This window comes from Ruminococcus sp. AM42-11 (assembly GCF_003480145.1).
GTDB lineage: Bacteria > Bacillota > Clostridia > Lachnospirales > Lachnospiraceae > Blautia_A > Blautia_A faecis.
The window spans coordinates 62,353-83,506 of the sequence record NZ_QUIO01000008.1 but is presented as its reverse complement, the minus strand read 5'-3'; the positions used below and the strand labels follow the sequence as shown (position 1 = coordinate 83,506).

Here is a 21,154-nt window from a genome sequence, read left to right as displayed (position 1 = left end):
GCGAAGGCAGAGAGTGGCAGCAATTTCATTTATTGTTAAAATTAACCAAAGAATTTAAGAAGATTTTATCTGTTTTTAATATAAGAAAAGTAGAATGAAAAACATTGCAAATGCGAGAGCCTGTATATCCGAAAGTATGCTGCCATGAATTGTGCGGGCAGCAAAAAGGAGAAGAGACACGCAAATGCGCCATGGAATTGAGAGGAAACAAAAATGGCAAGAACAGAAGAATGTATCCTTTACCGCAATTTCGACAACGGTGAGGTACTGGACATAATGACATCACTGATGAACAGCTATGAGGCTGGTGAAGAAGGCTTTGAGAATCGTAAAGAGGAATTTTTCCATATGGCAGGAAGCCTGGTGGAAATGGCAGGAATGTATGGGTTTTCCGGGAATCTGTGGCACACTTATCTGACGCAGCTTCTGGTCAATCACGAGAATGCATTCAGTACCGCTTCCGAGATCAGAGGGGCAGTGGAGGGAAGTATTAACCATCTGGCTCTTCATGATTTTGGAATTTTCAAAGAACTCTATGACTATGATCTTTCTGTTTTTGACAGGGTGTTTGGAACAGACTGTGCTGATTTTCTCTGTAATTATGTGAATACAGGATGTAACAGCAAGGTATACAACCAGCGTATCTGCGACAGAATCTGTGATATGAGCAAAACACTGGCAGAGGCTTCTACAGTGGAAGAGTTTATGGCAGATATGGTGCAGTTCTACAAAGATTTCGGCGTAGGTAAGCTGGGATTGAACAAGGCATTTCGTATTGAGCATGGCAAGGATGGCAAGCCGGTGATCGCACCGATTACCAGAATCGCCCATGTGAATCTGGATGATCTGGTTGGATATGAAATCCCCAAGCAGAAACTGATCGAGAACACGGAGGCTTTTGTAAGAGGAAGAAAGGCCAATAACTGCCTGCTTTTTGGTGATGCAGGAACTGGTAAATCTTCCAGCATCAAAGGTATCCTGAACCGTTATTATGACGAAGGACTTCGCATTATCGAGGTGTACAAGCACCAGTTCCAGGATCTGAATGATGTGATCGCACAGATCAAAAATCGTAATTACAAATTTATTCTTTATATGGATGATCTTTCCTTTGAGGAATTTGAAATCGAATATAAATATCTGAAAGCAGTGATCGAGGGCGGCCTTGAGAAAAAGCCGGACAATATTCTGATCTATGCAACCAGCAACAGACGTCATCTTGTTCGGGAAAAATCCGGGGATAAGCTGGAGGTGGCAGACGATGAAGATCTGCACTCCTCCGATACTGTGCAGGAGAAGCTTTCTCTGGTTTACCGTTTTGGCGTACGTATTTATTTTGGTGCACCGAACAAGAAGGAATTCCAGAATATTGTTACTACACTTGCAGAGCGCTATGGTGTTACAATGCCTGCAGAAGAGCTTCTGATGAAGGCAAACGCCTGGGAGCTTTCTCACGGCGGTCTCACTGGAAGAACGGCGCAGCAGTTTATTGATCATGTTCTGGGAACAAGTGAGGAACAGTAAAAGAATACCAGAGATTATCTGAAATTTATACCTGTGCAATCGGATTCACAGACAAGTGAGTGGTATAGTTATTTCAAACACGCTCTAGGTTTTGGCGAAAGCGGGCAGTACAATAGAAAAAGCTTTTGCTTGTGTCTGACTTACAGGCACAGACAGAAGAAATAATCCTTGGCAGGAGGGAGAAAAGTATGGCAGTGACCACATTTGCGGCAATTGATATCAGTTCTTATGAGATCACCATGAAAATTTTTGAATTTTCCCAAAAGGGTGGTTTCCGGACTGTGGACGATATCCGGTATCGTCTGAATCTTGGAGTAGGGGTATATTCCGGCGGAACCATGGAAGTGGATAAGGTAGATACTATTTGTGAAGTACTTAACGACTTTAAGAGGATCATGGCAGAGTACGGTGTGAAAGACTACCGCGCCTGTACCACAAGTGTTTTCCGTGAGATGAAGAATCCGCTGATTATCATTGAACAGATTTTCAGAAGAACCGGAATTCATGTGGAGGTTTTAAGCAATGCCGAGCAGCATTTTCTGGGCTATAAATCTATTGCGGCCATTGAGAATGGCTTTAAGAAAATGATCCAGAAAGGAACCGCTATTCTGGATGTGGGCGGTGGAAACCTGCAGATTTCCCTGTTTGACAAAGATGCGCTTGTAACCACCCAGAGCCTGAAAATGGGAAGCGTGCGTATCCGCCAACGTCTGAAGGAGCTGGAGAAAACCAATACGAATTATGCACAGCTGGTGGAGGAGTTTATCCGTAATGACCTGACCGGGTTTAAGCGTCTTTATCTGAAAGACCGCGAGATAAAGAATTTGATCCTTATGGGGGATTTTCTTACTGAGACTATTTTCCGTGAGGAGAGACAGGATAACATTATTACACGGGCTGAATTCGAGAAGCGGTATGAGAATACGGTTTATAAGACCGAGACTTCACTGTCAGAGGAAATGGATATTGATCCGGAGTATGCCGCTTTGATCGTGCCAACTATGGTTATCTGTAAAGATTTTATGGATCTTTTCAATGCAGAAGCGCTTTGGATGCCAGGTGTATCTCTTCTTGATGGCATTGCCTATGATTTCGGGGAAAAGAAGAATTTTATTAAGAGCGCACATAATTTTGAAAATGATATTCTGGTGGCAGCCAGAAACATTGCCAAACGTTATTCTACTGGAAAGGATCATATTAAGGGTACTACCGACCTTGCCCTGGCGATTTTTGACAGCATGAAGAAAGTGCACGGAATGGGAGACAGAGAGCGTCTGCTTCTTCAGATCGCAGTGCAGCTTCATGACTGTGGCAAATATATCAGTATGGGAGATGTGGCAGAGTGCTCCTATCAGATCATTATGGCTACGGAGATCATCGGACTTTCCACAGAAGAACGTCAGATCATTGCAAATGCGGTGCGCTACAATACCACAGAATTTGTTTATTACAGCGAGATCGCAGGAGAAGTCGGAATGGATCGTTCCGTATATCTTTTGATCGCCAAGCTGACTGCAATCCTTCGTATTGCAAATGCCATGGATCGCAGCCATTATCAGAAGGTAAAGAATATGAAGGCTATGCTGAAGGACAGAACCCTGCTTCTTACAGTTGATTCTGAGCAGGATATCTCCCTGGAGCTTGGACTTCTTATGGATAAAGTCGAATTTTTTGAAGAGGTATTTGGTATCCGTCTGGTATTCAGGCGTAAGAGAAAAGTGTGAGGAGGGGCACAATGGATCTGAAAAATTTTGAAAAAGCGGAGTATTTTGTGAACAGGGAGTTGAGCTGGCTGAAGTTTGACGACCGTGTTCTCTCAGAAGCAAGAGATAAAAGTCTGCCATTGTTTGAAAGACTGAAATTTACCAGCATTGTATCGTCCAATCTGGATGAGTTTTACATGGTTCGTGTGGCTTCTCTGAAGGACCAGGTTCATGCCGGCTATGAGAAAACAGATATTGCAGGAATGGGACCAAAAGAGCAGCTGAAGGAGATCAGTGTCCAGACACATGAACTCGTCCGTTCCCAGTACAGCACTCTGAACCGTTCCCTTCTTCCGGCACTGGAGAAGGTAGGACTTCACCTGGTGATGGAGCATGAGAAATTAAATGAAGAACAGCAGGAGTATGTGGACCGTTATTTCGAGGATAATGTTTATCCGGTTCTTACTCCTATGGCAATGGATTCTTCCAGACCTTTCCCGTTGATTCGAAATAAGACATTGAATATTGGCGCCTTGATTTCCAAGAAGGATAAGAAAAAGGGCAAGGATGTACTGGTATTTGCCACTGTTCAGGTGCCATCTGTACTGCCGCGTGTGGTTGTCATTCCATCCGGGAATAAAGAGGACACTACTGTGATCCTTCTGGAGGAGATTATCGAGCGCAATATTGACAAGCTTTTCCTTGGATATGATGTGGTTTGTGCACATCCTTACCGTATTATGAGAAATGCGGACCTTTCCATAGATGAGGATGGGGCGGAGGATCTTCTGGTGGAAATCCAGAAGCAGCTGAAGAAGCGCCAGTGGGGTGAGGTGATCCGCCTGGAAGTGGAGGATAAAACGGACTCCAGACTTCTTGGCATTCTGAAAAAGGAATTTGACATTAAAGAAGAGGATATTTTCTATATTAACGGACCACTGGATCTTACCATGCTGATGAAGGTTTATGGACAGGATGGCTTTGATCAGTACAAAGAGCCGAAATATACCCCTGCTGTGGTGCCTGCATTTGCAGATACCAGCAAGGATATTTTTCAGGTGATCCGTGAGGGCGATGTATTCTTACACCACCCATATATGAGCTTTGACCCGGTTGTAAATTTTGTACGCCAGGCGGCAAAGGATCCGGATGTGCTGGCGATTAAGCAGACGTTGTACCGTGTCAGCGGAAATTCCCCGATCATTGCAGCACTTGCCCAGGCAGCGGAGAATGGCAAACAGGTTTCGGTTCTGGTAGAGCTGAAGGCACGTTTTGATGAGGAACACAATATTGTGTGGGCGAAAATGCTGGAAAAAGCAGGCTGCCATGTTATTTATGGTCTGGTTGGTCTGAAAACACACAGTAAGATTACTTTGGTGGTTCGCCGTGAGGACACCGGAATCCGCCGTTATGTCCATCTGGCAACTGGTAACTATAACGACTCCACTGCAAAGCTTTATACAGACTGCGGCATTTTTACCTGTGACGAGCGCTTCGGCGAGGATGCAACTGCAGTGTTTAACATGCTTTCCGGATATTCTGAGCCGAAGAACTGGAATCGTCTGATCGTGGCACCAATCTGGATGAAGGATCGTTTCCTGAAGCTGATCGAGAGAGAGGCAGAGCACGCGAAGAAAGGAATGCCGGCTATGATCGTAGCGAAGATGAACTCTCTTTGTGATCCGAAGATCATTGCAGCTCTTTATCATGCATCTTCCTGTGGCGTGCAGATTTACCTGCTGATCCGAGGCATCTGCTGTCTGAGAGTGGGAATCCCGGGTGTGAGCGAGAATATCCATGTACGTTCCATTGTAGGAAACTTCCTGGAGCACAGCCGTATCTTCTATTTCCACAATAATGGCAGCGACGAGATTTATATGGGAAGCGCGGACTGGATGCCTCGTAACCTAGACCGCCGTGTGGAGATTGTTTTCCCGGTTGAGGACGATCAGATCAAGAATGAGATCAAGCATGTTCTGGATCTGGAGTTCCGTGATAATGTAAAAGCCCATATTCTTCAGCCTGATGGAACTTACGAGAAGCAGGACAAGAGAGGCAAGCTTCTGATCAATTCCCAGATGGAATTCTGCAGGGAAGCCACTGAGAAAGCAGAAGCGTTAAAGAAAAAAGAGAAACATGAAAATTCCAGAGTCTTCATCCCGGCAGAACCGGCTGAGGATGTGGAAGAGTAAGAATTTAAAGTGAATTAGGAAAAATAAGGAAAGCCGCTGTATTGTGATGTGAGATTACAATATGGCGGCTTCTTTCTTTTGTCTACAAAATTTAACCAAAATGTACTTGAAATAGAAGAAAGAATATTTTATTATTAAATTAGTCTAGTTTATCGCGGTAAACCGGAAAAATATTTTAACGAAGGAGGAGCATTATGAGTAAGAAAATGTGGAAAAAGCTTTCTGCACTTTTGCTTATGGTTGTTATGGTGCTGACTATGAGCCTTTCGGTTCAGGCAGCAGCCGTAAAAATGAATAAGGCAAAAGCAACCCTGTATCCAGGCCAAAAAGTTACACTCAAGGTTACAGGAACCAGCAAAAAAGCAAAATGGTCCAGCTCAAATGCAAAAGTAGCAAAAGTAAGCAAAGGTAAAGTTACCGCAGTGAAAAAAGGTAAGGCTACGATCAAAGCCAAAGTAGGAAAGAAAACCTATACCTGTAAGATTACGGTAAAAGCACCGGCTCTGAGCCAGAAAAAGCTGAATGTAACAGTTGGCTCAAAAGCAACTGTAAAGCTGAATGGAACAAAGATCAAATCTGTATCCAGCAGTAATAAGAAAGTTGCGACTATTACAAAAAAAGTGTGATCACAGGTAAAAAGACAGGAAAATGCACCGTTACATTTAAGGGCGCGAATGGAAAAAGCTACAAATGCACAGTAACTGTCAGCGTAGCACCAACTGCAACCCCGGCACCAACCGCAACTCCAGTGCCAACTGCGACTCCGGCACCAACCGCAACTCCGGCGCCAACTGCAACCCCGGCACCGACTGCGACTCCAGTGCCGACTGCGACCCCGGCACCAACTGCAACTCCAACCCCTACTCCAATTACTCAGCAGGTGGTTTCCACTCAGGCTGAACTGAATGCAGCACTCGCTTCACCGAATCCGGATTTGAAAGAAGTAGTAATTGAGCAGAGCGGAGCAAGCAGCTTCGAAATTCCAAAGGAAGACAAGTCTGATTTAACACTTGTAGTAAATGCACCAAACGGCGAAGTTGTCAACAATGGTAATTTCAAAGAAATTGTAATCAAAGCAATTGCATCCAATACCTTTATTGAGAAAGCAACCGGTAACAACATTATATTCCAGGCAGCAACCGGACGTGTGGCAATTGATGAAGGCGCAAGCGCAAACATTGAAGTAAACAAAGGTGAGTCCGAAGCACCAAAGCTTGATCTGGTAAATAACGGAACTGTATCCGAACTTACCCTGTCCACAAAGGCAGATGTAAATGTATCCGGCAAAATTACTGCAACGGCAATTCCTGTTACCAGTACGGCTTCAGCAGGGGGAAGTACCATTTCCACCAGTCAGAACCTAAATCTGAAAGCTGAGAGCAAGGTAGAACTGACATTGAACGCAGGTGCAGAAAGCACAACAGCTACTGTATCTGACGCAGCTAATATTCCAGATGTAAAAGGTCTTGGAAAAGTTCAGGTAAAAGATTCTGATTCAGGTAAAATTCTGGATACAGTAGTGGCAGAGAAAGATGAAAATGTGGCAGTTAATAAGGTTTCTGTAACCGGTAAAGTAGAAATTGCAGGGGATAACACTGCATTTTCCAGTGCTTCTGTATATCTGTTAAACTATGTTGCAGGAATCAATGCAGGAAATGTTTCCCAGTATCTGACTGTAGAAAATAAAGTGGCAGATACAGCTGAAGACGGAAATTATGCGTTTGAAGCAGAATGGGGAAATTATTATCTGGTAGTTGTTGCAGACGGATACCGCACTGCATTACAGACTGTAGAGATCACAAGTGCAAATGAAAACTCATTCAGCTGTGAGATAATTAGCCTTGTAGCTGGCGGCGAAGATGAGACAGGCAGCGTGGATCTTACATTTGTAGATGCTGCAACAGGAAGCGTTATTGATTATGCAGTTGCCCTTGAAATTCGTGAAGGAGCAAACAATATTTCTGGAAAAGTATTAAAAGAGATCGCAGTAGATGTGTCTGAAAATGGAAAATGCACAATAGAAGAGCTTCCAATCGGAACGTACACCATTCAGGTAGTATCAGCAGATGCAAAGTCTGAAATTGTTGCTGCGCCGTTCAGTGTAACAGTAGTAAGCGGACAGACAGTAACCAAGACCTTCTCTGTAACGAGGATTATCAATGATGATCAGATTCGTTTCGTTCTGAGATGGGGCGATGAGGAGTCTGACGCACCTTCTGACCTTGATTCTCATCTGGTTGGTCCAAAAGCAAGCGGAAATGGTAAATTCCATACCTATTATTCGGATAAGACATATGGAGATACAGACACACAGGAGAATTATGTGACCTATGCAGATCTGGATGTAGATGATACAGATTGGGAAGGACCAGAGACAACCACAATTTACAAACAGACGGCAGGAACTTATAGTTTCTATATTTATGATTTTACAGATCAGTCTGATGAAGAAAGCACCAACATGTCTAACAAGTCTGGTGCAATTGTCACAGTTTACAGAGGAAGTACCCTTCTGAATACATTTAGTGTACCGACTGGTCAGGCTGGAAATCTGTGGCATGTGTGCGATTATGATTCTGTTACTGGCAGGGTAACCGGTATTAATACAGTTGGTTACTGGCCAAATGGTGGAAGCGATACTGTTGGTATGTCTGAGACTGATGTTTTGAAAGCAGAATTGGACAGAAAGATCAGCGAAGTATCAAAACAGAAAGCGGCTCTTGTAGATAATGCATTTAAGGCTGACCTTGATATCCTCCTTTCTGAAGCAAAGAGTGTGAATAGTACTTCAGATAATATAGATGATATTAAGGCAATGATTCAGAAGCTGAATGATATTATAGATGCCATTGACAGTGTTTCAAATGTGGAAAATGTTATAATAGACGGTGAGTACGCTGACTATGAGAAAGTGTATAATGATGAAGAAGACTGTGATGGAATCCTAATCCGCGGCAAAGGTGAAAATATTGGAAATCTGGAAATAACTTTTGCAAACGAAAATGGAGAAAAGGCAGATGTTCAAGTAGCAGATGTATCTGGTCAAGATTATGTAAAAATGGTTACGGCTACTAATGCTAAATATGGTATCTCTAGAGTTTGGAAAATCTTTTATGAAATGGATTTAAGAGAAATATTCAGCCTCAATGAAGATGATATTGTAGGTAGTATGATTACGCGGGTTGATATTGAAACCTATGATACCAGTGGATGGATGGCAATTTATGGAGTTTCAGAGTCCTTGCCAGAATTTACAGTAAATACAGCTGAGGGTATTGAATATACAATTAGCGAGGATGATGGAAGTCATGAATGTGATGTAGTAATTACATTAACATCCGGAGAAAAAACTTTTAAATATTATGTTGAATATGAAAGAGACTTTAAACTTGTACGTCCGGACAGAATTTCTGGAAAAGGTATTGTTTCATATTCTGTAAGTAATATTAACAATATTATTAGTGTAACAGGAACGGAAGCAACGTTGACAGACTTGTCTGTAACAAATGATGACGAAAATAAATCTGTACAGATTAACAAGGATGAACAGGGCGTTGTAAAAGAAATTGTAGTAACAAACAGCAAATATAATATTACTGTTACATATTCGGTTAAATACACAATGTTAGAAGCTTCTGCAATTGAGTGTGACACTGAGTATGAAGTATCTCTGGAGGAAGGCGAATATGCGGATTATACGTTTGTACCGGAGAAAACAGGTTGGTACAATATTAAAAATATAACTTCTGATTATAGTGATGTATATATTGAACTGTACAAGAATGGAATAAGAGTTGATTATTCTAGTGACGGTTTCGTTGAAGATGCATATCTGCTGGCTGGTGAAACTTATTATTGCAGAATAAGACAATTTGAGAATGAGAACGGTGTTTATACGTTTACGTTCAAAGTGATTTTTGCAGGGGATGACGTGGATATGCTCTCTTTACCAGAATTTGACGGATTCACTGATGAAGCAGTAGTAGCAGATACCGAAGGAACCGCATTTGGTGACGAGAGTTTCGTAGAAGAGGGCGAAAGCACACCAGAGGCTGACGGATTTACAGCTGGTTCCGGTGATTTCACAGAAAATGCTGGAGAAAGCATTGAGGCAGATGCAGACGACTTCGCTTCCGAAGATTTCCAGTAAAAACTAAAATCCTGACTTTATACTTGTAAAGCCGGATCAAGGGTGCCGCAGGGCAGACTGATATAGCAGTCGCGCTGCGGCACCTTTTTGAAAAAAAGAATTTAACAATATTTATGGGAACTTGTTTTTCCATAAGAGTGAATGGAGTTGGTTTCTTGTTTAAATTATAGAAAAATGCAACAATATACAAAAAAACTTTCATAAAATCCGGTAAACAAAAAAACTTCCGAATCACTTCGGAAGTTCCTAGCAGCCAGTACGAGAATCGAACTCGTGTTTTCGCCGTGAGAGGGCGACGTCTTAACCCCTTGACCAACTGGCCTTGTCAACCGACTCGCTTAGTATATCTTACTTTGCAGGAGAATGCAAGCACTTTTTTTATTTTTTTTGCGAAAAATTGAAAAACTCCGAAAAAAGCCAGGAAATAAGCGGGTTTGCGGTGTCAAAAAAAATTTGAACAAAATAGAAAAACCAAATTTTACTTGCAAAAATACCATAAACTGGGGTATGATATAGAACGAATGTTTGAACAGAAGATAAGAATGGAAAAGAAGCGGACGTATTGTCCGCTTTTCACAACCATTGGAATAAATGCTGAAGCCCAGACAGTGCATCATGAAATGTAGAGCTGTAAATGAAATGAGCAGTTGTTTCGTGCACTTACAAGTTGATTCCTCGAACAATCCTGTCGGTACACTGGATGCATAAAAGAAGAATATGGGACAGCAGAGCCTGAAGTTACTGTTCACTGGTAACAGTCTGAATGATAGTAAGAAAGGAATTAACACCATGGCAAAGAAAGACACTTACGACGCGGGTAGTATTTCTGTCCTGGAAGGATTAGAAGCTGTTCGGAAACGTCCGGGAATGTACATCGGAAGCGTATCCAGAAAAGGCCTGAACCACCTGATCTATGAGATCGTGGACAATGCGGTAGATGAGCATCTGGCCGGTTACTGTTCTGAAATTGAAGTAACATTGGAGAAAGACGGCTCCTGTACGGTCACTGATAATGGACGCGGTATTCCGGTAGATATGCATGCGAAAGGGGTATCTGCAGAGCGTCTTGTATTTACCACCCTCCATGCAGGCGGTAAATTTGACAACTCTGCTTATAAGACAAGCGGTGGACTTCATGGCGTTGGTTCTTCCGTTGTAAATGCCCTGTCCACATATCTGGATATTAAGATCAGCCGTGACGGATTTGTACATCACGATCACTACGAGAGAGGTATCCCTACGATTGAACTGGAAGAGGGTCTTCTCCCCAGACTTGGCAGGACCAGACAGACCGGAACCTGCGTAAATTTTCTTCCAGACCCGGAGATTTTTGAGAAAACAAGATTTTCATCCACAGAAGTAAAGAGCCGTCTCCATGAGACTGCATACCTGAATCCCAACCTTACCATTCATTTCATGGATCTTCGTGGTGATACGCCTGAAGATATTACTTATCATGAGCCAGATGGAATCGTGGGATATATCAAAGACCTGAATCACAATTCCGAAGCTCTCCACGAACCGATTTATCTGAAAGGAGAAGCTGACGGAATCCAGGTAGAAGTAGCATTTCAGTACACCAACGAATTCCGTGAGAACGTACTTGGCTTCTGCAATAATATTTACAATGCAGAAGGCGGCACTCATCTTACCGGATTTAAAACAACCTTTACAACGGTGATGAATACTTACGCCCGTGAGATCGGTATTCTGAAGGAAAAAGATGCTAATTTCACAGGAGCGGATATCCGTAATGGAATGACAGCGGTTGTTTCCATCAAGCACCCGGAGCCACGCTTTGAGGGGCAGACCAAGACCAAGCTGGACAATCAGGATGCAGCCCGTGCCACGGGAAAAGTAATGTCTGAGCAGCTGGTACTCTATTTTGACCGAAACCTGGAAACCTTGAAGACCATTTTGTCCTGTGCGGAAAAAGCTGCCAAGATCCGTAAGACAGAGGAGCGTGCCAAGACCAACCTTCTCACCAAGCAGAAATATTCCTTCGATTCCAATGGAAAGCTTGCCAACTGCGAGAAAAAAGATCCTTCACTTTGTGAAATCTTTATCGTAGAGGGAGATTCCGCTGGTGGCTCTGCAAAGACTGCCAGAGATCGTAATTACCAGGCAATCCTTCCGATCCGCGGTAAGATCCTGAATGTGGAGAAAGCCACCATTGACAAGGTGCTTGCAAACGCAGAGATTAAGACTATGATCAATGCATTTGGATGCGGATTTTCCGAAGGCTATGGAAATGACTTTGATATCACTAAACTTCGTTACGACAAGATTGTGATTATGGCCGATGCGGATGTGGATGGTGCTCATATTTCCACACTTTTACTTACTTTATTCTATCGTTTTATGCCAGAACTGATCTACGAGGGACATGTTTATATTGCCATGCCCCCTCTTTACAAAGTAATGCCGAAGAAAGGTGCCGAAGAGTACCTGTATGATGATAAGGCACTGGAGAAATACCGTCGCAGTCACAAGCCGGGAAGCTTTACCCTCCAGAGATACAAAGGTCTTGGAGAGATGGATGCCCAGCAGCTTTGGGAGACAACCTTAAATCCGGAAACCCGGAGAATGAAGCGGGTGGAAATCGAGGATGCCCGTATGGCTTCCAGCGTGACAGAGATCCTGATGGGAAGCGACGTGCCGCCAAGAAAGGCATTTATTTACGAGCATGCAACTGATGCAGAACTGGATATTTAAGAAGGCTGAAATCCGAAAGAGCAGGATTTTTCGGATGAAAAAGCAGAATATGGTCTGAACATAATATAGAAGAGTATTTTGCAAGAAGAGAACCTCAGATTTTAGCTTAGAGTATGTTTGAAAAAGGCTTTCTGCAAGATGTGCGTCACAATTTGTGGGAGATTTTGTCCGGATGAAGGCGCCGTAGCGAGCTACGGCAACTGAATTCGGGCAAAATATACCGCAAAGTGGGGCGTGCAGATTGCGGGAATGATTTTTCAAACAGGCTCTAGAGTGTGTTTGAAAGGAAAACAGATTATGGAAACAAAGCAGGAGAATGTAATTGCCACGGACTATGCGGACGTGATGCAAAAATCCTATATAGATTATGCCATGAGCGTTATCATTTCCAGGGCACTTCCGGATGTCCGCGATGGCCTGAAGCCGGTACAACGAAGAACTCTGTATGATATGTACGAGCTTGGAATCCGTTACGACCGTCCATATCGTAAATGCGCCCGTATCGTTGGAGATACCATGGGTAAATATCACCCTCACGGGGACAGCTCGATTTATGAAGCACTGGTTGTAATGGCACAGGATTTCAAGAAAGGCAAAACTCTGTTAGACGGCCACGGAAACTTCGGCTCCATTGAGGGAGACGGTGCCGCTGCCATGCGATATACAGAGGCCAGACTGGAGAAACTGACCCAGGAGGTTTTTCTGGCAGACCTTGATAAAAATGTAGTGGACTTTATGCCAAACTTCGATGAGACAGAGAAGGAGCCCCAGGTACTTCCGGTGAAGATTCCAAACCTTCTGGTAAACGGTGCAGATGGTATCGCCGTAGGTATGGCCACCAGCATTCCTCCTCATAACCTTGGAGAGGTTGTGGATGCAGTGAAAGCTTATATAAAGAACAACGACATCAGTGTAAAAGGCCTGATGCGTTATCTGAAAGGACCGGATTTTCCTACAGGTGGTCTGGTTGTAAATAAAGATGATCTTCTGAATATTTATGAAACCGGAAGCGGCAAGCTCCGTCTCCGTGGTAAAGTGGAAGTGGAAAAAGTAAAAGGCGGCCGCCAGCAGCTGGTGATTACCGAGATTCCGTACACCATGATTGGTGCCAATATTGGAAAATTCCTTAACGACGTAGCCTCCCTTGTAGAAACCAAGAAAACCACAGATATTGTGGACATTTCCAACCAGTCCTCCAAGGAAGGAATCCGTATTGTACTGGAACTGAAAAAAGATGCAGATGTAGAGAATCTTACCAACATGCTCTACAAGAAAACCAGACTGGAAGACACCTCGGAGTCAATATGCTGGCTGTTGCAGACGGACGTCCGGAAACATTAAGCCTGAAGCAGGTGGTTGAGCACCATGTGGATTTTGTGTTCGAGGTGACTACCCGCAAGTACAAGACTCTTCTGGGAAAAGAGCTTGAGAAAAAGGAAATCCAGGAAGGTCTTATCAAAGCCTGTGATGTAATCGATCTGATCATTGAGATCCTTCGAGGCAGCAAAAGCCGTGACCAGGTTAAGAAGTGTCTGGTAGAGGGCATCACAGAGGGAATCAAATTCAAGTCAAAAGCCAGTGAGAAAGCTGCAAAGAATCTGAAATTTACGGAGAATCAGGCTACAGCCATTCTGGAAATGCGTCTGTACCGTCTGATCGGACTGGAAATTGAGGCTCTTCAGGCAGAGTATGACCAGACTATGAAAAATATTGCTTCTTATGAAGATATTCTGAACAACTATGATTCCATGTGTGAAGTGATTATTGAAGAACTTGATGGAATCAAAAAAGAATACAGCACCAAGAGAAGAACTGTGATCGAGAACGCAGAAGAGGCAGTTTACGAAGAAAAGAAGATGGAAGAGACAGAGGTCTGCTTCCTTATGGATCGCTTCGGCTATATGCGCCTTATTGATAAGAATGCTTATGAGAGAAACAAAGAGGCTGCCCATGCAGAGAATAAATTTATTTTTACCTGCATGAATACAGACAAGATCTGCATTTTCACAGATATGGGACGCATGCATTCCATTAAAGTGGCAGACATTCCACTGGTGCGTTTCCGTGACAAGGGAACTCCGGCTGATAATCTGAGTAACTACGACAGCAGCCAGGAGCAGATCCTTTATGTGGCACCTGCAGGACAGGTGAAATTATCCACCCTGTTGTTTGTGACTAAGACCTCCATGTGCAAGCTTGTTGCAGGTGAGGAATTCGATGTGGCAAAGAGAACGATTGCATCTACCAAACTTGGAGAAGAGGATCAGCTGATCTTTGTAGGTCCGGCAGATGAAATGGAACAGGTGGTATTCCAGAGTCAGAATGGCTATTTCCTCCGTATTCTGAAAACAGATGTTTCTACCATGAAGAAGACCTCTGTTGGTGTAAGAGGAATGAAGCTGGGGGACGGGGATGTTCTTGAGCATGCCTATCTGGTGGAACCGAGACAGGAGTACACCATCCAGTATCACGACAAGCCGTATGCATTGAACAAGGTAAAGTTGGCCAAACGTGATACCAAGGGTATGAAGCCCAGAATTTAAGCAGCAGATTATGAAGAAAAGGCTGTTATACAGGTTGTGCAGCAGAAGCTCAAAAGAGCTGAAAGTAAAAGCTGTTATTGGTGAAATAAGCTTAACAATACTGTCAAAATGGGTTAAAACCATTGTAAAATGGGCATTTATAAGAAAAAGCCCTTGCAATTTGGATTTAAAGGTGTTAGAATGATACAAGAAATCAGAACTTGTTGACAAAGGAGTGGGCGTGAGCCCACTCTTTTTGATGATAAGGATAGAGAGGCAGGTGGGAAAAATGAGCAGAAAAGAAGAGTATGAACAGAAAGCAGAAGCATTGTTATCTCCGATCGTAGAAAGCAATGGATTCGAACTGGTAGATGTGGAATATGTCAAGGAAGCAGGAAACTGGTATCTTCGCGGCTACATTGACAAACCAGGCGGAATCACAGTGAATGACTGCGAGACAGTAAGCAGGGCTTTCAGCGACAGGCTTGACGAAGATGATTTCATTGAGGACAGCTACATCATGGAGATCAGTTCTCCGGGACTTGACAGACCTCTGAAGAAAGAAAAAGATTTTGCCAGAAGCATTGGCAAACTGGTAGAAATCAGAACCTACCGGCCAATCGAGAAACAGAAAGAATTTTGTGGTGAACTGACAGCATATGATAATAACAGTGTGACCATTGATGAGGAGGGAACTCCTCGCACTTTCGATAAGAAAGACATTGCACTGGTGCGTCTGGCGATTGATTTTTGAGTTACCATGAAAGTCCGGACCGGCAGCTGTGGGAGTACCACAGGCGCGGAACAGCTGACTTTCATATAGGAAGATGCTGCCAGTCGGCGACATGTCCGATTTAAGAAATAAGCGATTATGCTGGAAAGCAAAAAGGAGGAAATAAGAAAAATGAACAAGGAGTTAATGGGTGCTCTGGACGAACTGGAACGCGAGAAAAATATCAGCAAGGAAACTTTGCTGGATGCCATTGAGCAGTCCCTGATCCAGGCATACAAGAATCATTTTGGAAAAGCTGACAATGTACATGTTACCATTAACAGAGAAACAGGCGATTTCAGTGTATATGCAGACCGCAGGGTTGTAGAATTCGTAGAAGATCCTGCTGAAGAGGTTTCTCTTGTAGAAGCACAGAAGCAGAATACCAATGCAGAGGTTGGCGATATCCTGAAGGTACCGGTTCACTCTGACAAATTTGGCCGTATTGCAACACAGAATGCAAAGAACGTAATCCTTCAGAAAATCCGTGAGGAAGAGCGTAAAGTTCTGTTTGACCAGTATCACGGCAATGAGAAAGAGGTTGTTACCGGCATTGTACAGCGTGTGGTAGGACATAATGTAAGCGTAAATCTTGGCAAGGCAGATGCAATCCTTGCTGAGAATGAGCAGGTGAAGGGTGAGACCTTCAAGCCTACTGAGAGAATCAAAGTGTATATTCTTGAGGTAAAGGATACACCGAAGGGACCTCGTATCCTTGTTTCCAGAACACATCCTGGCCTTGTAAAACGCCTCTTTGAGTCTGAGGTTGCTGAGGTGAAAGACGGAACTGTTGAGATCAAGAGCATTGCCCGTGAGGCAGGTTCCCGTACCAAGCTGGCAGTATGGAGCAACGATCCTGATGTAGATCCGGTTGGAGCATGTGTTGGTGTAAATGGTGCCCGTGTAAGTGCGATTGTAAATGAGCTTCGCGGTGAGAAGATTGATATCATCAACTGGGATGAAAATCCTGCAATCTTGATCGAGAATGCATTAAGCCCGGCGAAGGTAATCGCTGTTATGGCAGATCCGGATGAGAAGACTGCACTTGTTGTGGTTCCGGATTACCAGCTTTCCCTTGCAATCGGTAAAGAAGGACAGAATGCACGTCTTGCAGCACGTCTGACTGGATTTAAGATTGATATCAAGAGTGAAACCCAGGCAAGAGAGTCCGGCGACTTCTATGATTATGACGAGGATGACGATGAGTACTATGAGGATGACGAGTACGAAGAGTCTGAGGAGTCCGCTACAGAAGAAATTTCTCAGGATAGCGAAGAAACAGCTGCCGGTGAAGAGTCTGAAGAGACTGAGGATGCGGTAGAGAATGAAGACGAAGAATAAAATTCCCATGCGCCAGTGTACTGGCTGCAGAGAAATGAAGAATAAAAAAGAAATGATCAGGTGTTGAAAACCGCAGAGGATGAGATCATTCTGGATGCTACAGGCAGGAAAAACGGTCGCGGAGCCTACATCTGCAAGAGCCGTGAGTGCCTGGAGAAAGCCAGAAAGAATCACGGACTGGAGCGTTCTTTGAAAGCAGCTATCCCGGATGAGGTTTATGATAGCCTTGAGAAGGAGTTTGATAGTATTGAAGAATAATAAAGCGCTGTCCCTGATCGGACTTGCAACAAAGGCCGGAAAGACAGTCAGCGGAGAGTTTTCCACTGAGAAATCCATTAAGACCGGCAAAGGATATCTGGCAATCGTAGCCGGGGATTCTTCTGATAACACCAAGAAGAAATTCCGGAACATGTGTGAATTTTACGAAGTGCCCTTGTATATCCTTTCAGATAAAGAAACGTTAGGGCATGCCATGGGTAAGGAATTCCGTGCCAGCCTGGCTGTACAGGACTGGAATTTTGCAGAAGCTATTAGGAAGGTGCTGCAGGATGAGGGGAAGGAGCTCTAGAGCATACCACTGTTGTCTGAGAAAACGACCTGAACCAAAGAGGAAAAAGCGTTCCGGGGAATGCTTTTAAATGTTCCCGGGAAATGATTTTTGATAATACGAGCTGCGGAAAACTTGTGAAAGCGTATCCTGACTCGTACTGGTGAAGGGAGAATGGCATATGGTGATAAATTCACATGAGCCTGCCAAAGACAGAAATAAGCAAAACAGAGAGAATAAAAACAGAGTGAAAAAAGTTATAGATACGGGAAAGGAGAAAGGAATAACATTGGAGACTCCTAAGACAGAAGAGCAGAAAGTGTCAGTAAAGAAAGAAGGCGACGGTGCAGAGGCACCGAAGAAGAAAAAAAATATTATCCGCGTATATCATGCACAGAATGCAAGTGACGGCGGGAAGAACAGAAAGAAACCAGCTGGAGAGAGAAAGCCACGTCCACAGGGCACACGTCCTGCAGCACAGGCACAGCCGGCAGCGAAAGCAGAGGCACCTGTAAAGGCAGCACCGAAGCCAGAAGCTCCTAAGACAGAAGCACCGAAGCCGGTAAGTGCACCGAAGCCGGTAAGTGCACCGAAGGCTGAAGCTCCTAAGACAGAAGCACCAAAGGCAGAAGCACCAAAGGCAGAAGCACCAAAGAGCGCACCGAAGACAGAGCCTGCAAAACCGGTTCAGGCTGCACCAAAAGCAGAAGCTCCAAGGACAGAATCCCAGAGACCAGCTGCACAGCAGAACAGAAACGACGGCCAGCAGCGTCAGGGAAATAGCCAGGGCAACCGTAATTTCCGTCAAGGCGAAGGCCGCGACAATAATCGCGGGGATAACAATCGTGGTGACAGAAATGGGAACGGAGGCAGATTCGGCCAGGGAAGACCACAGGGCGGCCAGGGTGGATTCCGCGGAAACAGAAATAATGATGGTCAGGGAAGACCTGTAAGACAGGGAGATTCCCAGAACAGAGGACCGCGCCAGGGTGATGGAAACGGACGTGGATTCCGTCAGGGCGGTGACAACAGAGACAATAGAAATGGAAACGGAAATGGCAGCAGATTTGGCCAGGGAAGACCACAGGGCGGTCAGGGACGTTTCGGAGGAAAAGACGGAGATAACCGTAGTGAAGGACGCTTTGGCGGACAGAACCACCAGGGTGGACAGCGCTCCGGCGGTGCAAGAAGAAGCGGCGGATCTGACGCAATCTTTACACCAGAGCTGACCAAGACATCCAAGGACAGCAAGCGTGAGCGTGACAGAGAGAACAAGAATAAAAAGAAAGATTTCGATAAGACATCAGGTGGCGGACACAGACCAAACCAGGGCGGCAGAAACCAGATGTCCAGAATCCCGAAAGCACTTCAGAAACCTGCTCCGCAGCAGAAACAGGAAGAGAAGAAACCGGAGATCAAGGAGATCACAATTCCGGAGAAGCTTACCATCCGCGAGCTTGCAGAAGCGATGAAGATGCAGCCATCTGCAATTGTTAAGAAGCTGTTCATGGAAGGTCAGATGGTAACGGTAAACCACGAGATCGATTTCGAGCAGGCAGAAGAGATTGCTCTTGGATTTGACATTATTGCAGAAAAAGAAGAAAAAGTAGATGTAATTGAGGAGCTTCTGAAAGAGGAAGAGGAAGACGAATCCACAATGGTTTCAAGACCACCGGTAGTCTGTGTAATGGGACACGTTGACCATGGTAAAACTTCTCTTCTGGATGCAATCCGTAAGACAAACGTAACAAGAGGCGAGGCTGGTGGAATCACACAGCATATCGGTGCTTATGTAGTTGATATCAACGGACAGAAGATCACTTTCCTTGATACACCGGGACATGAGGCATTCACTGCCATGCGTATGCGTGGAGCAAACTCCACAGATATCGCTGTTCTTGTAGTTGCAGCTGATGATGGTGTTATGCCACAGACAGTAGAAGCTATCAGCCATGCAAAGGCTGCTGGTGTTGAGATCATCGTTGCCATCAACAAGATCGATAAGCCAAGTGCAAACATTGAACGTGTAAAACAGGAGCTTTCCGAGTATGAGCTGATTCCTGAGGACTGGGGCGGTACAACTCCGTTCGTTCCGGTATCTGCCAAGACAGGAGAGGGCATTGATGATCTTCTTGAAATGATCCTTTTAACAGCAGAGGTTTCTGAGCTGAAGGCAAACCCGAACCGTGCAGCAAGAGGTCTTGTGATCGAGGCTCAGCTGGATAAAGGCAAAGGACCGGTTGCTACGATCCTTGTACAGAAGGGTACTCTTCATGTTGGAGATTTTATCGCAGCCGGAGCATGCAATGGTAAAGTACGTGCTATGATGGATGATAAGGGACGCCGTGTAAAACAGGCTGGTCCGTCTACTCCTGTAGAGATCCTTGGTCTTGGCGATGTTCCGAATGCCGGAGAGGTTCTTATGTCCTTTGAGAATGATAAAGAGGCTAAGAATTTTGCAGCAGCATTTGTTTCCGAGAATAAGAACCGTCTTCTTGAGGAAACTAAGGGTAAACTTTCCCTGGATAATCTGTTTGACCAGATTCAGGCAAGCGACCTTAAGGAGCTCCCGATTATTGTCAAAGCCGATGTGCAGGGTTCTGTAGAGGCTGTAAAACAGAGTCTTGTAAAACTTTCCAATGATGAGGTTGTTGTAAGAGTGATCCATGGCGGCGTTGGTGCTGTCAATGAGTCTGATGTCAGCCTTGCTGCTACATCAAATGCGATCATCATCGGATTTAACGTTCGTCCTGATACCACAGCGAAACAGCTGGCAGAGCAGGAAGGCGTTGACCTTCGTCTGTACCGTGTTATCTACCAGGCAATTGAGGACGTGGAAGCTGCCATGAAGGGTATGCTGGATCCGGTATTTGAGGAGAAGGTAATCGGTCATGCAGAGGTTCGTCAGCTGTTCAAGGCTTCCGGTATCGGTACTATCGCAGGAAGCTATGTGCTTGACGGTACCTTCCAGAGAGGATGCAAGGTACGCATCACCAGAGACGAGGAGCAGATCTACGAAGGTGAGCTGGCTTCCCTTAAGAGATTTAAAGATGATGTCAAAGAAGTTCGTGCAGGCTATGAGTGTGGTCTTGTATTCCAGGATTTCAATGACGTTAAAGAAGAAGATAAAGTTGAAGCATATATTATGGTTGAGGTGCCGCGCTAGAGCGTAGTAATCGCAGGTGTCAGTTGGGGGCAAGCTCATTGCCCCCAATTTTCCGTTGTCCAGAGCCTGCACTCATATAGGAGACCAAAAAATGAGAAAAAACAGCATTAAAAATACAAGGATCAATGCAGAAGTTCAGAAAGAACTGAGCAACATTATCCGCGGTGAGATCAAGGATCCCCGCATCCATCCCATGACATCTGTCATGGCTGTGGAGGTTGCACCGGATCTTAAGACCTGCAAGGCATTTATCAGTGTCCTTGGCAGCGAGGAATCCAAGCAGTCCACAATTAAAGGGCTGAAAAGTGCAGAAGGCTATATCCGCCGTCAGCTTGCGAAGAACCTGAATCTTCGCAATACGCCGGAAATCCGCTTCATTCTGGATGAGTCCATTGAATATGGCGTAAATATGTCCAGACTCATTGATGACGTGATCGAACACGACCATTCGAAGGGCACTGAGAGTGAGGACGGGGAAAAACAGGATACAGCAGAAACTGAAGACGAAGAGTAAAAATCGAG

12 protein-coding genes, 1 tRNA gene and 3 pseudogenes are annotated in these 21,154 nt (G+C 44.5%); 15 read left to right on the top strand and 1 reads right to left on the bottom strand.

Annotation, left to right across the window (positions count from 1 at the left end):
* Positions 1-213 precede the first annotated feature (213 nt).
* The 5 genes from DW904_RS06775 to DW904_RS22790 all read left to right on the top strand — a co-directional run bounded on the left by DW904_RS06775 (position 214) and on the right by DW904_RS22790 (position 9,569).
* Complete coding sequence (locus tag DW904_RS06775) at positions 214-1,524, top strand: ATP-binding protein (protein WP_118578696.1); 1,311 nt, start codon at positions 214-216, stop codon at positions 1,522-1,524.
* A gap of 188 nt (positions 1,525-1,712) precedes the next feature.
* Positions 1,713-3,248: an HD domain-containing protein gene (locus DW904_RS06770; protein WP_118578694.1), complete on the top strand. Its 1,536-nt coding sequence runs from the start codon at positions 1,713-1,715 to the stop codon at positions 3,246-3,248.
* 11 nt (positions 3,249-3,259) lie between these two features.
* Entirely contained in the window at positions 3,260-5,419 is a 2,160-nt protein-coding gene (locus tag DW904_RS06765) for an RNA degradosome polyphosphate kinase (protein ID WP_118578692.1), read from the top strand.
* Between the two features lie 194 nt (positions 5,420-5,613).
* Positions 5,614-6,045: an Ig-like domain-containing protein gene (locus tag DW904_RS06760; protein WP_118578690.1), complete on the top strand. Its 432-nt coding sequence runs from the start codon at positions 5,614-5,616 to the stop codon at positions 6,043-6,045.
* On the top strand, positions 6,042-9,569 hold the full coding sequence (locus DW904_RS22790; protein ID WP_202187682.1) for a hypothetical protein: 3,528 nt from the start codon (positions 6,042-6,044) through the stop codon (positions 9,567-9,569). Before DW904_RS06760 ends, DW904_RS22790 begins: the two co-directional genes overlap by 4 nt.
* Before the next feature lie 250 nt (positions 9,570-9,819).
* Here DW904_RS22790 and DW904_RS06750 read toward each other — a convergent pair.
* Positions 9,820-9,891, bottom strand: a tRNA-Glu gene (locus DW904_RS06750).
* 467 nt (positions 9,892-10,358) lie between these two features.
* On the opposite strand from DW904_RS06750, the gene DW904_RS06740 reads away from it, so the two are divergent.
* The 10 genes and pseudogenes from DW904_RS06740 to rbfA all read left to right on the top strand — a co-directional run bounded on the left by DW904_RS06740 (position 10,359) and on the right by rbfA (position 21,146).
* A complete protein-coding gene (locus DW904_RS06740; protein WP_118578764.1) occupies positions 10,359-12,284 on the top strand; it encodes a DNA gyrase subunit B in 1,926 nt (641 codons plus the stop codon).
* Between the two features lie 138 nt (positions 12,285-12,422).
* A pseudogene (locus DW904_RS25105) lies at positions 12,423-12,512 on the top strand (DUF6783 domain-containing protein); the annotation flags it as partial.
* A 69-nt stretch (positions 12,513-12,581) separates the two neighbouring features.
* Positions 12,582-14,827: pseudogene (locus DW904_RS06735) on the top strand (DNA topoisomerase (ATP-hydrolyzing)).
* 10 nt (positions 14,828-14,837) lie between these two features.
* A complete protein-coding gene (locus DW904_RS22785; protein ID WP_202187681.1) occupies positions 14,838-15,011 on the top strand; it encodes a hypothetical protein in 174 nt (57 codons plus the stop codon).
* A gap of 84 nt (positions 15,012-15,095) precedes the next feature.
* Entirely contained in the window at positions 15,096-15,560 is a 465-nt protein-coding gene (gene rimP, locus DW904_RS06730) for a ribosome maturation factor RimP (RefSeq protein ID WP_118578686.1), read from the top strand.
* A 150-nt stretch (positions 15,561-15,710) separates the two neighbouring features.
* Positions 15,711-16,919: a transcription termination factor NusA gene (nusA, locus tag DW904_RS06725; protein ID WP_118578762.1), complete on the top strand. Its 1,209-nt coding sequence runs from the start codon at positions 15,711-15,713 to the stop codon at positions 16,917-16,919.
* Positions 16,903-17,177, top strand: a pseudogene (locus DW904_RS06720) (YlxR family protein). Before nusA ends, DW904_RS06720 begins: the two are co-directional and overlap by 17 nt.
* Positions 17,167-17,487 (top strand): ribosomal L7Ae/L30e/S12e/Gadd45 family protein, encoded by a 321-nt coding sequence (locus tag DW904_RS06715; protein WP_118578684.1) that lies wholly within the window; start codon positions 17,167-17,169, stop codon positions 17,485-17,487. Before DW904_RS06720 ends, DW904_RS06715 begins: the two are co-directional and overlap by 11 nt.
* A gap of 160 nt (positions 17,488-17,647) precedes the next feature.
* Complete coding sequence (infB, locus tag DW904_RS06710) at positions 17,648-20,632, top strand: translation initiation factor IF-2 (RefSeq protein ID WP_118578682.1); 2,985 nt, start codon at positions 17,648-17,650, stop codon at positions 20,630-20,632.
* 91 nt (positions 20,633-20,723) lie between these two features.
* Entirely contained in the window at positions 20,724-21,146 is a 423-nt protein-coding gene (rbfA, locus tag DW904_RS06705) for a 30S ribosome-binding factor RbfA (RefSeq protein ID WP_118578680.1), read from the top strand.
* The last annotated feature ends 8 nt before the right edge of the window (positions 21,147-21,154 follow it).

Coding starts and splice junctions, on each gene's coding strand:
- DW904_RS06775 (WP_118578696.1), top strand. CDS start 214: ATGGCAAGAACAGAAGAATGTATCCTTTACCGCAATTTCGACAACGGT.
- DW904_RS06770 (WP_118578694.1), top strand. CDS start 1,713: ATGGCAGTGACCACATTTGCGGCAATTGATATCAGTTCTTATGAGATC.
- DW904_RS06765 (WP_118578692.1), top strand. CDS start 3,260: ATGGATCTGAAAAATTTTGAAAAAGCGGAGTATTTTGTGAACAGGGAG.
- DW904_RS06760 (WP_118578690.1), top strand. CDS start 5,614: ATGAGTAAGAAAATGTGGAAAAAGCTTTCTGCACTTTTGCTTATGGTT.
- DW904_RS06740 (WP_118578764.1), top strand. CDS start 10,359: ATGGCAAAGAAAGACACTTACGACGCGGGTAGTATTTCTGTCCTGGAA.
- DW904_RS22785 (WP_202187681.1), top strand. CDS start 14,838: ATGAAGAAAAGGCTGTTATACAGGTTGTGCAGCAGAAGCTCAAAAGAG.
- rimP (WP_118578686.1), top strand. CDS start 15,096: ATGAGCAGAAAAGAAGAGTATGAACAGAAAGCAGAAGCATTGTTATCT.
- nusA (WP_118578762.1), top strand. CDS start 15,711: ATGAACAAGGAGTTAATGGGTGCTCTGGACGAACTGGAACGCGAGAAA.
- infB (WP_118578682.1), top strand. CDS start 17,648: ATGGTGATAAATTCACATGAGCCTGCCAAAGACAGAAATAAGCAAAAC.
- rbfA (WP_118578680.1), top strand. CDS start 20,724: ATGAGAAAAAACAGCATTAAAAATACAAGGATCAATGCAGAAGTTCAG.